Source organism: Phaeodactylibacter sp. (genome assembly GCF_022763345.1).
Classification (GTDB): Bacteria; Bacteroidota; Bacteroidia; order Chitinophagales; family Saprospiraceae; genus Phaeodactylibacter.
Genome location: NZ_JALEGS010000013.1, coordinates 24,567 through 37,236, shown reverse-complemented (window position 1 = coordinate 37,236; position 12,670 = coordinate 24,567). Strand labels below are relative to the sequence as shown.

General features: G+C 53.5%; 12 protein-coding genes and 1 tRNA gene. 10 read left to right on the top strand and 3 right to left on the bottom strand.

Translation table 11 applies throughout. The features are described from left to right. The first annotated feature begins 59 nt into the window (after window positions 1–59). From coaE to rsgA, 3 genes are all read left to right on the top strand, one after another. Window positions 60–683 (top strand): dephospho-CoA kinase, encoded by a 624-nt coding sequence (gene coaE / locus MRY86_RS03110; protein WP_293566654.1) that lies wholly within the window; start codon window positions 60–62, stop codon window positions 681–683. Then, window positions 640–1,788 carry a hypothetical protein gene (locus tag MRY86_RS03105; protein WP_293566653.1) on the top strand — a complete coding sequence of 383 codons (1,149 nt, stop codon included), beginning with the start codon at window positions 640–642 and terminating at the stop codon, window positions 1,786–1,788. The genes coaE and MRY86_RS03105 overlap by 44 nt, the downstream gene beginning before the upstream one ends. An 80-nt stretch (window positions 1,789–1,868) precedes the next feature. Beyond that, entirely contained in the window at window positions 1,869–2,936 is a 1,068-nt protein-coding gene (gene rsgA, locus MRY86_RS03100) for a ribosome small subunit-dependent GTPase A (protein ID WP_293566652.1), read from the top strand. On the opposite strand, the gene MRY86_RS03095 is transcribed toward rsgA, so the two are convergent. Further along, window positions 2,933–3,451, bottom strand: a complete 519-nt coding sequence (locus MRY86_RS03095) for a GAF domain-containing protein (protein ID WP_293566651.1) — start codon at window positions 3,449–3,451, stop codon at window positions 2,933–2,935. The genes rsgA and MRY86_RS03095 overlap by 4 nt on opposite strands. 82 nt (window positions 3,452–3,533) lie before the next feature. Next, window positions 3,534–3,610, bottom strand: a tRNA-His gene (locus tag MRY86_RS03090). Between the two features lie 128 nt (window positions 3,611–3,738). Between MRY86_RS03090 and MRY86_RS03085 the strand changes: the two genes are divergently transcribed. Then, window positions 3,739–4,506: a hypothetical protein gene (locus MRY86_RS03085; RefSeq protein ID WP_044227066.1), complete on the top strand. Its 768-nt coding sequence runs from the start codon at window positions 3,739–3,741 to the stop codon at window positions 4,504–4,506. A gap of 10 nt (window positions 4,507–4,516) precedes the next feature. Here the strand turns inward: MRY86_RS03085 and MRY86_RS03080 are convergent, their stop codons facing one another. Then, a complete protein-coding gene (locus MRY86_RS03080; RefSeq protein WP_293566650.1) occupies window positions 4,517–5,056 on the bottom strand; it encodes a hypothetical protein in 540 nt (179 codons plus the stop codon). Between MRY86_RS03080 and MRY86_RS03075 the strand changes: the two genes are divergently transcribed. The 6 genes from MRY86_RS03075 to MRY86_RS03050 all read left to right on the top strand — a co-directional run bounded on the left by MRY86_RS03075 (window position 5,055) and on the right by MRY86_RS03050 (window position 12,371). Then, complete coding sequence (locus tag MRY86_RS03075) at window positions 5,055–5,780, top strand: Uma2 family endonuclease (RefSeq protein ID WP_293566649.1); 726 nt, start codon at window positions 5,055–5,057, stop codon at window positions 5,778–5,780. The two genes, MRY86_RS03080 and MRY86_RS03075, sit on opposite strands and share 2 nt — an antisense overlap. Window positions 5,781–5,804: 24 nt before the next feature. Beyond that, the gene (locus tag MRY86_RS03070) at window positions 5,805–7,238 is read left to right on the top strand and encodes a glycosyltransferase family 39 protein (protein WP_293566648.1); all 1,434 of its coding nucleotides are present in this window, start codon (window positions 5,805–5,807) and stop codon (window positions 7,236–7,238) included. Between the two features lie 111 nt (window positions 7,239–7,349). Then, window positions 7,350–9,110 (top strand): NAD(P)H-dependent oxidoreductase subunit E, encoded by a 1,761-nt coding sequence (locus MRY86_RS03065; protein WP_293566647.1) that lies wholly within the window; start codon window positions 7,350–7,352, stop codon window positions 9,108–9,110. 2 nt (window positions 9,111–9,112) lie between these two features. After that, on the top strand, window positions 9,113–10,387 hold the full coding sequence (locus MRY86_RS03060; protein WP_293566646.1) for a 2Fe-2S iron-sulfur cluster-binding protein: 1,275 nt from the start codon (window positions 9,113–9,115) through the stop codon (window positions 10,385–10,387). 2 nt (window positions 10,388–10,389) lie between these two features. Then, the gene (locus MRY86_RS03055) at window positions 10,390–11,883 is read left to right on the top strand and encodes a Ni/Fe hydrogenase subunit alpha (RefSeq protein ID WP_293566645.1); all 1,494 of its coding nucleotides are present in this window, start codon (window positions 10,390–10,392) and stop codon (window positions 11,881–11,883) included. 23 nt (window positions 11,884–11,906) lie between these two features. Continuing rightward, entirely contained in the window at window positions 11,907–12,371 is a 465-nt protein-coding gene (locus tag MRY86_RS03050) for a hydrogenase maturation protease (RefSeq protein WP_293566644.1), read from the top strand. The last annotated feature ends 299 nt before the right edge of the window (window positions 12,372–12,670 follow it).

Below are 12,670 nucleotides of genomic sequence, written 5' to 3'. Positions count from 1 at the left end.
TTCTAAAAATAGGCCGATTGTGCGGTATTTTAAACTTCAGGCACTTATTTTTATCGCCTATGGAAAGCAAATTGCCAAAACCACCCCTGAAAATAGGGATTACCGGAGGTATCGGAAGTGGGAAAACCACTGCTGCCCGTATCTTCGAAGCCCTGGGCATTCCGGTATACTACGCCGATGACCGCGCCAAATGGCTGATGGCCAACGATGAGCAACTCAAGGCGAGGATCATTGACTTATTCGGACCGGAAGCTTACGATTCATCCGGAGCACTCAACCGAGCCCATATTGCTCAAAAAGCCTTCAGTGACGGTGGTTTACTGGAACAGCTCAACGCCGCAGTCCACCCGGCAGTTGGGGCAGATGCTGAACGCTGGCACAAGGAACAGTCCGGTGTGCCGTACACGCTAAAAGAGGCCGCCCTGCTTTACGAAAGTGGGAGTTTCAAAGCGCTCGATGCGGTGATTGTGGTGAGTGCCCCGGAGGAGGTGCGCCTCAGGCGGGTGATGCAGCGGGATGGGGTAGAGGAGGAGGCCGTTCGCGCCCGCATGCGCAAACAAATGCCGGAGGAAGAGAAAGCCCGGCGCGCCGATTACCGGATTCAGAACGATGGGCAGCAGTCAATAATCCAGCAAATCCATGCTATCCACCAACAACTTCAACAACGCTATGACGAAATTTGACCACCCCCAGGAAATCCTGATCACCGAATGGGCAGCACTGCAAGGCCGGACGGATTTAACGAATTGCACGGTGCAGGGCGTCGATTTGCGGGAGCAAAGCCGGGACTGGGACCAGTGCCGCATCGGCAATACGGCTTTCCTGGGTTGCCCAATGGATTTGGAAACGGAGCTGCAACTCCGGCGTATCGGTGCCCATATCTACCCGCCACCTGCACAACCTTTACCCTACAATCCATTCAGAAAGGCACTTTACACCTGGCAGGAGCTCATCGCCCCGGTAGAAGGCAAGCAGGCGGACTTGCATATTTACGAGCACTTTTCGGCTTCCAAGCTCAATCCACCTATCAACGAAGCCCTCTGGCAGCGCATTCACGATCATTCCATTGACGAAGGGCTGCGGCAGTTGCTGCAGTTTGATGCGGAAGGCATGACCAGCCGCCGCTGTGTGGGCATCATGGGCGGGCATAGCACACTGCGCACGGATCCATATTTCGAGAAAACCGCCCTCACCGCCCTGCTTTTGGCGAAAGCCGGCTACTTTGTCGTTTCCGGGGGCGGGCCGGGCATCATGGAAGCCGCCAATCTTGGCGCATACTTGTCGCCTTATGGAGCGGAGGCCCTAAAACAAGCCCTGCGCACCCTGAAGTCTGCGCCTCACTACACCGATCCCGGCTATCACGAAGCGGCTCAGGCTGTACTTCAGGACTATCCGGACGGCGCAGAAAACCTTGCCATTCCCACCTGGTTTTATGGGCATGAGCCCAGCAATTTGTTCGCCAGCCATATTGCCAAGTATTTTTCGAACAGCATTCGGGAAGACACCCTGCTGGCCATCAGTCTGTACGGTATTATTTGTGCGCCCGGCAGTGCAGGTACTACTCAGGAGATTTTCATGGATGCCACGCAGAACCACTACGGCACCTTCAACTACTACAGCCCCATGGTCTTTTTAGGCCGGCAGCGGTATGAAATTGAAACGCTGATTTACCCTCTGTTAAGGCAGTTGGCCTGGGGCCGGGAATATTACGATTTGCTTTGCCTGACGGACGAGCCGGAAGAAGTGGTGCATTTCCTGCAAGCCCATCCACCCAGGAAAGTAGGCTAGGCTTGAAATAAATTACAGCCACAGGGGCACTTATTTGAATAGGTGGATGTTAACGCTTTGTCAACAACGCAGGACGATCAATGAATCTGGAAGATCTTGGATACAATGAAGCCCTTGAGGGCTACCGGCAGGAGCATGGTCTTGGTCAGCATCTGGTGGGCAGGGTGACGGTAGAGCACCGTGAACGTTACATGGTAAGCAGTGAAGAAGGCGAATTTGACGCCGAATTACTGGGCAACTTGCGGTACGCAGCAGCTTCAAAAAACGATCTGCCCGGAGTGGGTGATTGGGTCGCTATTTCTGAATACGACGAAGGCAAAGCTCTGATTCATGCGGTATTTCCCCGGCATACCGTTTTGGAGCGGCAGGCGGTAGGCAAGTTTGGCGAAAAGCAAATCATCGCTACCAATATTGATTATGGAATCATCGTGCAATCAGTGAACCGGGATTTTAGCATCAACCGGTTGGAGCGATACCTGACGCTTTGCCATGCTGCGAAAATACAGCCCCTGATTGTGGTCACCAAGGTGGATTTGATATCGGAAGCGGAGCAGGAAAGTCTGCTCGGAAAAATAAGGTCCCGTATTGCTGATGTCCCAGTTTTTGCGGTCAGCAATGAAACACAAGCTGGAATTGGCGCGCTGAAAAATCTGGTTGTTAAAGGAAAAACCTACTGCCTGTTGGGTTCTTCCGGCGTTGGGAAGTCCTCCCTGATCAATAGCCTGAGCGGGATGGAGCGGATGAAAACCGGAGCCATCAGCGAAGGGATCGACCGGGGCAAACACGTTACCACCCACCGGGAGCTGGTACCATTGGTCAACGGCGCTGTGCTGATCGATAATCCGGGGATGCGCGAAGTGGGCATAACCGATGGCAAAGGGGGGCTGGAAAATACCTTCGAAAAGATTTATGCCCTGGCCGAAACCTGCAAGTTTTCAGATTGTACGCATACCTCAGAAATTGGCTGTGCTGTCTTAGCCGCTTTGGATTCGGGTGAACTGGAGGAAGAAGTGCTGGAGCACTTTTACAAAATGGAAAACGAACAGGCGCATTTCACCTCCACGGTACTGGAGCGAAAAGTTAGGGATAAAAAGTTTGGCAAAATGGTCAGGGAGGTCAAGAAATACAAAAAGAAGACCAAGTACTAAAATACTTCCTTCATCAGGCGCTCCAGGTATTTTTGATCCACTTCATCAAAAGAGTTGTTTAGCGTGCTGTCTACATCAAAAACAGCGATTAGCGCACCATCTTTCCCAAAAACTGGCACTACGATTTCAGAGCGGGAATTAGGGTCGCAGGCAATATGGTCAGTGCCCTGCTGCAGGGCGTGGGTATCAGGCACAATTTGGGTTTTTTCCTCCCGGGCCGCTCTTCCACAGACCCCTTTGTCATAGCTGATGTGCAGGCAGCCCAGGGTGCCCTGGTACGGCCCAACCGACAACCTGCGCTCACCGCTTTTAACGTAAAAGCCTACCCAGTAGTAATATGGCAGATAAGTCTTAAGCAGACAGTTAATGGTAGCCATTTTTAGGGTGGCATCCGTTTCCCCTTCCAGGTTAGCCTGAATGGCCATCAGGGCCTGCTCGTAGGCTTCCGTTTTTGCCGACCGGTCGAGGTTGACAGAAGGCTTAATGAAATAGGGCATTGCTGCGGATGCGCTCATATCGGTTTTTTGTATTCCAAACATCACCAACCAGGGAGCGGTTGCATAAAAAAAGCCCACCGGAATAACCGGCAGGCTTTATTGGGGTGGAAGACCGGATTTGAACCGGCGACCTCTGGAACCACAATCCAGCGCTCTAACCAACTGAGCTACAACCACCATTTTACTTTGCCAGAAGTCGCTTTTTGACTTCCTTTTTATCAAAGCGATGCAAAGATAAAATAGTTCCGGAATTAGTGAAAAACTTTTTTAGAAAAAACTACTACCTTTATCAAAACGGAAAATCCATGCGCCGACCGATTATTCTATCCTTCCTATTTGCTCTTGGCTTGCTGGCCTTTGGGTGTGCACCGGAAAACGAAGCTGCTCAGGACTTTAGCGTCCGATTACTATGCGAAACCAAGTCTGGTAGTGAAACGGACATTCCCAAAAGTGCCGTTTACACACTTGTTGAGGAGCAAAAAGTCAAGATTGCCAATATTGCCGCCTGCGATAGCATCCCGCCTACTGCTTTTTCAGATTATGGCATTCCAGACTCCGCGCTAGCTGCCGCGGGTGGCTGGTACGCCGGGGCAGGAGATTACCTCTATGCTATCCGGGAAGGCGATGCCGTCGTCTACTATCAGGGCTGGCAGGATGAAATGCAGGAAGATGAAGGCTTCCATTACACTCAGCTGGGCGTATACCAAAACGGGAAGTTTGAGTTGCAGCTGCCGCCTACGCGGGAAGAACTCGTGGGGACTTATACCCTTAGCCAGGAAACAGGCTCTCATATCCTGTTCGTAGGCATGCATGAAGATACGCTGATTGGAGAGCATTTTGTACTCGATGGCGTTTTGCCTCCGCTCAATCAGCTGAATGTATTGATGACTGGCATGGCACCTCAGGACTCCGCTACTCTGGATCTTATCGATCAAGGCTTCCGTTTTTCTTCTGCCATGGGAGACGGGACCTTTCAGCGTACGGGAGACGGGCTGGAGGTAAGCCTGAACCTGGACGGGCAGCAGGTGCGCCTGCAAAAAGCCCTTAGCAAGGACTACAGCATACCCCAGTAACAGATTCGGTTTAGTTTTCCCAGAACCGCCAGTTGATGCCTTCTTTTTGGCGGCGTCTTTTCCGTTGTTTTTTCTTCAGCCAGTTGCGCTTCAGAATGACGTAGCGAAGCGAAATGCCAGTTTGGGTGTAAACCGTACGTTCGCCGCCAATGAGATTGATGGCCGGCTTGATATCATAAGTCAGGTTGAGCTTGCCGAGTGACAATTCGATCCCACCAATGAGGGTTAGCCCAAAAGGATCCTCGTATGGGCTGCCTTCCGTATTCGTCGGCACGCTGCCCCAGCCTTTATGCAGCCCGCCGCCCCCGTATATGTTCAATCGTTTGGTAATGAATGGCATGTGTTGCGTACCGAGGAGCGTTACAAGCGCTTCCTCCCGCTGCAGGCTCGTTTGCAGGATAGCCTCAAGGGTGGTCTTATCAAAAATCCGCTGCTTGACCGTTAGCCCCCAGTCGGTCCCCAGGCGCATGCCAAACGCGGTATCATAAGATTGGGCGCCTAGGCTCAGCGCTGTACAACAAATAAAGAAGGTGAGTAATCTTGCTTTCATGTTGCTAGGAACGCAAGACAAGGGTTGCATATTTTCCGGTATGGGGCAATTGGTCTGGGCAAACCGGAATGCCGCCACTGAGTTGAAAGGCTGGCGGAATATAACTATCTTTGAAAGGCATAAATGGAGCAATTTTATGGCAGAGCAGCAAACCGAATACTATTCTATTGAGGATTACCTGGCCCTGGAAGCGCAGGCAGAGGAGCGGCATGAATACGAAGCAGGGCGGATTCAAGCGATGAGTGGGGGCTCAATCAATCACTCTATAATGGGGGGTAATATTATTACAGCCCTAAACAACAGCCTTAAAGATTCCAATTGTACAGCCTTAAATAGTGATGCCCGACTTTGGATAGACCATGCTCATTCCTTTGTTTACCCCGATGCCATGGTGATTTGTGGTAAAATTCAAGCAGCGGAGGAAGATCCGAATGCCGTTGTTAATCCGGTTTTGATCGTGGAAGTATTATCAAAATCAACCGAAGGCTACGACCGGGGCGATAAATTCCACAAGTACTGCTCCCTGCCTTCTTTCCAAGAGTACGTTCTAATTGATCAGGACAAACCCGTTGTGGATGTCCTTTTCCGGGAGGAGCCCGGCTACTGGAAGGTGACGACAGCGATCGGGCTGGATCAATCCATCAGCCTGGCAAGTTTAGGCTTTGACATTCCGCTTTCAGCGATCTACCGCAATGTGCAGGACTTGGGTGAGCCCATCTTTTGACACAGCGATCTTTCAAGATAAAGAATGACCAATTCTCCAATTTGGTGGGGCGTGTTGCTCGGGGCGGTTGTCTGCTTCGGTTACGCCTGGCGCTTACACACAAAATCAAAGCACGAAACCGCTGTCTTACTACTGGTGCTGGGCGGCTTTTTGCTGCGCCTTTTCAGCGCCAATGACCCGTTTCTCAACCCCTGGGATGAGCGCTTCCATGCACTGGTGGCTAAGAATATGATGAGCCATCCCCTTCGCCCCATGCTGTATGTCCACCCCGTTTTGCCCTATCCGCCCGAGGACTGGTCCGCCAATCACATCTGGCTACATAAGCAACCCTTTGCGCTGTGGCTGATGAGTGGCAGCATGAAACTTTTTGGTACCCATTTACTGGCACTTCGGCTGCCAAGTGTGCTGATCACCACCCTGGGGATAGGAGCGATGTACGGACTGGGTAAGCGCCTATACCATGCCCGTATTGGTTTTGTTGCTGCTTTCCTTTGGGCGATACACGGTATGCTGGTAGAGCTGGCTGGTGGGCGGCGGGCAACTGACCATGTCGACGCTGTATTTGTTGCGCTGATTCTATTCGGGGCGTACTGGGCACTGCGTACGGCACAGCAGAGGCGGATAGGCTTCGCCTTGATTACAGGCCTGTTAACCGGGCTGGCTGTGCTCACCAAGTGGCTTCCCGGGCTTATTATACTGCCCGTCTGGGCACTTTGGGCGATTCACTACCGGCAGTATTCCTGGAAAAGCTGGCTTGGGCATGGCCTGCTGATGACCAGTGCTGCATTTGTCGTGGCGGCCCCCTGGCAGATCTACACTCATCAGGCTTTCCCGGTTGAAGCCAGCTGGGAGCAATACTACAATTACCTCCACCTGTTTGAAGGGCTCGAAGGGCACGATCAACCCTGGTATTTCCACCTCAATAACCTACGGATACTGTTTGGCGAATTCATCTACCTGCCTCTGGTTTGGTGGGCATGGGTTAGTATCCGCAAGCGAACGGATGCCAGCCGGTGGGCACTACTGGTCTGGATAGCGATCCCACTGGGGTTCTTCTCCTTCGCTGCCACCAAAATGCCCGCTTACATTCTCATTTCGGCACCTGCTATTTTCCTGATCACCGCCCTGGCCTGGCAGCATTTCAAGATTTACCAATACCGGTTGGGGCGCTGGCGGCGGTTGGTGCAGGTTTTTATACTAGGTTTACTCCTCCTTCCACTCCGTTACTGCCTGGAACGCCTCAAGCCTCTGGATAGAGACGAAGCAGCGTGGGCAAAACGGATTGAAGTGGAAGCCCTGCGGCAACCGTCCCCTGCGGATTCCGTGATTTACTTTAATGTACCTCACCCGATTGAGACGATGTTCTTTCTGGGGGGGACGGCTTATGGGTATGCGCCGGCGCCACAGGTGGTGGATAGTTTGCGGGGGCAGGGCTATCGGGTAATTTTACGGGAATAGACATTCTGATAAAGGGCTTTTGATGGACGAAAAAAACCGGCTGGTATTGACCAAAATCAGTGCATGGTATTTGAGGAAGGGGTAACTTAATCAGTGACCCAACCCTAGCCTATGAAACCAGCAACTGACCTTCCGGACCGCCGCACGTTGCTGAACGACCTGTGGGCCATTCAGCTGGAAAAGCGGCACATTAGCGATCAGGGCATTAAGACTCTGGCAGCGCGGTATCAGCTTTCTGAAGTGGAAATTGAAGGGGTCGTATCCTTTTATCATTTCTTTCACCGGCAGCCTGCCGGGCAGTATACCATTTATGTCAACAACAGCGTTACCGCGATGCATAGTGGCATGCCTGCCATTATTTCTGCTTTTGAGGAAGCGACCGGCGCCCGGATTGGGCAAACCGACCCTACGGGTACTTTCGGGCTTTACGAGACTTCCTGCATCGGGCTTAGTGACCTGGAGCCTGCCTGCCTGATCAACTTTCAGCCTTTTACCCATCTGACACCCCAAAAGGTAAAGGCACTGGTCTGGCAATTGCGGCGCGGCGTGCCAGTTGAACAACTCGCCAATCCAATTCCTCAGCATCTGCGGTATCAGTTGCCGCCAGACCAGGCAGTGCTCCTCCGCCCTTTTGTTCCCGGAGAAACCCTAAAGGCATTGCTGCAGCTTGACCCGGAGGAGGTCCTTTCCACCCTCGAAGCTTCCGGGCTGAGGGGCATGGGCGGTGCCTTCTTCCCGGTAGGTAAAAAGTGGCGCCTTTGCCGGGAACAACCGGGCAACGAGAAATACATACTCTGCAATGCCGACGAAGGGGAGCCCGGTACCTTCAAAGACCGTATGCTGCTACAGTACTTGCCGGGGCTGGTCATTGAAGGGATGATACATGCCGCTTATGCTACCGGTGCGGCAGAAGGCTGGATTTACCTGCGTGCGGAATACCGCTGGCTTCTGCCTGAACTGGAAGCGGCGGTAGCAGCGTACTACGACCGGGGATGGCTGGGGGCGCAGATCCCTGCTAAATCCCCTTTCCGGTTTGATATCCACATTCAGTTGGGTGCCGGGGCCTACGTCTGTGGCGAAGAGACCGCCATGATGAATTCGCTGGAAGGCTTGCGGGGCGAACCCAGGGTACGGACCTACTTCCCGGTGGAAAGAGGTTACCGCCAAAAGCCCACCGTGGTCAATAATGTGGAAACCTTTGCTGCCGCTGCCCGTGTCCTTGAAATAGGCGCTGAACGATTCGCTGCCCTGGGCACGCCTCAGATGAAAGGCACCCGCCTGCTCAGCATTGCCGGCGATTGTGAGCGCCCTGGGGTTTACGAAATAGAGTGGGGGACCCGCCTTGCAGAGGTCCTGGATTGGGCTGGTGCCAAATCTACGCTGGCCGTGCAAATCAGCGGGCCTTCCGGGCAGTGCATCGACCCTAACTACGGTGACCCGTGCTTCGACTGGGACGACCTGCGGTGCGGGGGCGCCGTGACGATATTCAACACCCAACGCGATCTGCTTCAAATCCTCCGAAACTTTTCGAGCTTCTTTGCTGAAGAATCCTGCGGCGTTTGTACCCCCTGCCGGGCTGGGAATTTCATTTTTACCCGCAAGCTGGACAAACTCGCCAAGGGGCTGGGCCGGGCGGACGACTACGTTGAAATACAGAACTGGAGCAACATCATGCGGCAAACCAGCCGTTGCGGGCTGGGCCGGGCTGCCACCCATGCCTTGCTTACGGCAATGGAGCATTTCCCGGGGTACTTTTCCCGGTATTTCACTCCTGAAGCTGCGGCGGGCGCCCAACCCTTTGACCTGGAGGCGGCGGTCAGCGACTACCGGGAAACGGTGAATAAAACCTTAGGAACCACTAAAACCAACTGATTATGGCAAAGGCTGTTTCCATCCAAATTGACGGTATTGAGGTTCAGGCTGAGGAAGGGCAAAACCTGGTGGATGCCATACGCGGAGCAGGCGTGTTTATCCCATCACTCTGTTATTATGAGCACATTCAGCCACCGTTGGGCACTTGCCGGGTGTGTACGGTGCTGGTCAATGGCAAACCTACTGCTTCCTGCACGGCTACGGTGAGGCCCGGGATGAAGGTGGTGACTCAAACAAAGGAACTGGAGGATGTACGCAAGGGTATGGTGGAAATGTTATTTGCAGAAGGCAATCATTTTTGCCCGGCCTGCGAAAAAAGCGGCGATTGCGATTTGCAGGGGCTGGGCTACCGGCTCGGGGTGACCGCTACCCGATTCCCCCATCTGTTCGTCAACCGGCTGATTGATTACCGGCCGGAGCGGATGGTCATTGATCACAATCGTTGCATCCGGTGCCGGCGCTGTGTGGAGGAAGTACGTACCGATGCTGGGAAAGCCGTATTTTCTTTTGTGAACCGCGGCAAAGACACAGAAGTAGCCATCGATTACAAAGCTGAAACCGAGTTGACCGAGGCTCAGGCTCTGCAGGCTATGCACCTTTGCCCCGTAGGTGCAATTCTGGTTCGTGGTAAAAGCCTGGCCCGGCCCGTTGGAGAGCGGAAATACGATCAAACAGAGCAAGGCTGGGAAAAGGAAGAAGGAGCGATAGAGGTGCCAACGCCCAAGCCCGGAGCACCCAAAAAAGTAGTGGCGACCACTTCACTGGCCGGTTGCTTCGGCTGCCACATGTCCCTTCTGGATATTGACGAAGAATTGCTGGATGTTATTGAGCTCGTTGATTTCAATAAATCCCCGCTAACCGATATTAAGGAATTTAGCCAGCGCTGCGACGTAGGTATCATCGAAGGGGGCTGCTGTAACAGCGAAAATGTGGAGGTGCTGCGAGCTTTCCGGGAGCACTGTGATATGCTCATTGGTGTAGGGGAATGCGCCATTTGGGGCGGACTGCCTGCCATGCGCAACTTCATCCCCATAGAGGAATGCCTGCTGGAGGCCTACGGGCGCACCACCGAGCTGGAGCATAACAAGGTCGTCATCCCCAAACATGAGGATCTGCCGGAACTCCTCGACCGGGTCTATGGCTGTCAGGAAATCGTACGGATGGACTACTTCATCCCCGGCTGCCCGCCCGATGCCCGGCACATTTGGAAAGTATTGAAACATGCGCTGTTTGGGCAACCCTATGCCCTGACGCATGAGGAATTTAAATATGACTAACCATGCCCAACCAAAAGACCACCAAGATTACCATTGACCCTGTCACCCGGGTAGAAGGGCACGGCAGGGTGACCATTCATCTGGACGAACAGGGAGAAGTCAGCGAAGCCCGCTTTCATATCGTCGAGTTCCGGGGCTTTGAGCGGTTCATTCAGGGGCATCCGTACTGGGAGGTGCCGGTGCTTGTGCAACGACTATGTGGTATCTGCCCGGTAAGCCACCACCTGGCCGCTGCCAAAGCCATTGATCAACTGCATGGACTGATGCCAGGGGACTTGTCGCCCACAGCCACCAAGCTGAGGCGGCTTTTGCACTACGGTCAGGTCTTTCAATCGCACGCCCTGCACTTTTTCTACCTGGCTTCGCCCGACTTGCTCCTTAAGGGAGATACACCGGCAGCCGAGCGCAATATCGTCGGGGTAGTTATGGCCAACAAAGACCTGGCGAAGCGGGGCATTCTGATGCGTAAATTCGGGCAGGAAATTATCAAAGCCATTGCCGGAAAGCGCATACATGGCGTAGCGGCAGTACCGGGTGGTAATTACAAGACCTTCACCCCCGAAGAACGTCGGTTTTTCCTGGATGGGGAAGCTATTCCTTCGGTAGATACCATGATTGAGTGGACACAGGAAACCCTGCAGATGCTCCGGCAATACCACGAAACCAACCGGGCCTGGCTGGACAGCTTTGCGGATTACCCCTCCGGACATCTTGGACTGGTTGGTGCTCAGGGCGAACTGGAGTTGTACGATGGGCAACTGCGGGCTATTGACGCAAGCGGGCAGCGCACCCTGAACGACGTGCCAGCACAGGACTACCGCAAGTATTTCGGAGAGGCGGTAGAGCCCTGGACCTACCTCAAGTTCCCGTACCTGAAACATCTGGGCAGAGCCGATGGCTGGAACCGCGTAGGCCCACTCGCCCGGCTGAATGTCTGTAGCCATATTGGCACGCCTCTGGCAGAGCAGGAACGGCAGCACTTCTTCGGGTTTTCGGGCCACAGCCCGGTCAACCGGACGCTGTATTATCACTGGGCACGCCTCATCGAAATGTTACACTGTGCCGAAGTTGCCCGACAGCTCCTGAATGATCCTGAATTTCTGAGCGATGACCTGGTTCGGGAAGGACAGCGGCAGGAAGAAGGCGTGGGCGTCGTGGAAGCCCCACGGGGCACGTTGATGCATCATTATCGGGCAGATGAAAAAGGGCAGGTCACCTGGTGTAACCTTATTGTCTCCACCACCCATAACAACGAGCCTATGAATAGGGCGGTAAAGGAAGTGGCGAGACGGGAACTCAGTCGGCAACAGGAGATCACGGAGCCCATGCTCAATCAGGTGGAGATTGCCATCCGGGCCTACGACCCCTGTCTGAGCTGTGCCACCCATGCCATCGGGGATATGCCGTTACGGATTGAGCTGTTCAGCCATGATGGCCAGCTGATGGGGCAACGTACAAAAAACAGTAGCCTGTACAATAATCCGCTGGACGTATGACCCGCTTAAATCCCGAATTGCACATGAACCCACTCGAATCCAAACCGGCAAATGAACTTTTGTTGATTGCCATCGGTAATGATGCCCGGCAGGACGATGGGCTGGGGTGGGCGTTTGGGCAGGCGATGGAGGCAAGTAATGACTTTCAGGGAGAGGTGGTTTACCGTTATCAGTTGCAGGTAGAGGATGCGCTGCTTATCACCGGTTGCCGCACCGTCCTATTCGTAGATGCCTGTCGGGAGGAATTGCCCATGGGTTTTGCGTTCACCCCTCTGCAAGCCGATGCGGATTTCGGGTTTACAACGCATCAGTTGTCACCGGCAACCGTGCTGGCACTGTCGAAGCAGTTGTATGGAGCTGCGCCACAGGCATTTTTGCTGAAAATATCGGGGACAGCATGGGCGTTGGAGCGGGGGTTGTCGAAGGCTGGGGCGCAAAATTTAGCCTCCGCTTTGAAAGAAGCAGAAGCCTTGCAAGGGGCTAAGTAATGAAGGGTTGGAGCGGGATTTGGAGGCCGGGCAGGATATTTTCCCCGCTAATACTGACTCAGCCATATTACTTGAATTATCTAATCTCAAGGTAAGGAATTTAGGGATGGAATGCAATATTGATGGGAAAGGTGCGCTGACACATTCCGTACCTACAGCACGGACCTGCCTTCAAACCTGGATTATCTACCGATGTTTCTTACCTAAAGGCACGGTATTTATCTATGGTTTACGCTAAACCCGGAATCGTTTTCGGGAATTACTTTAGTACTTCAGTACTCACCCTGTGATGTATACCC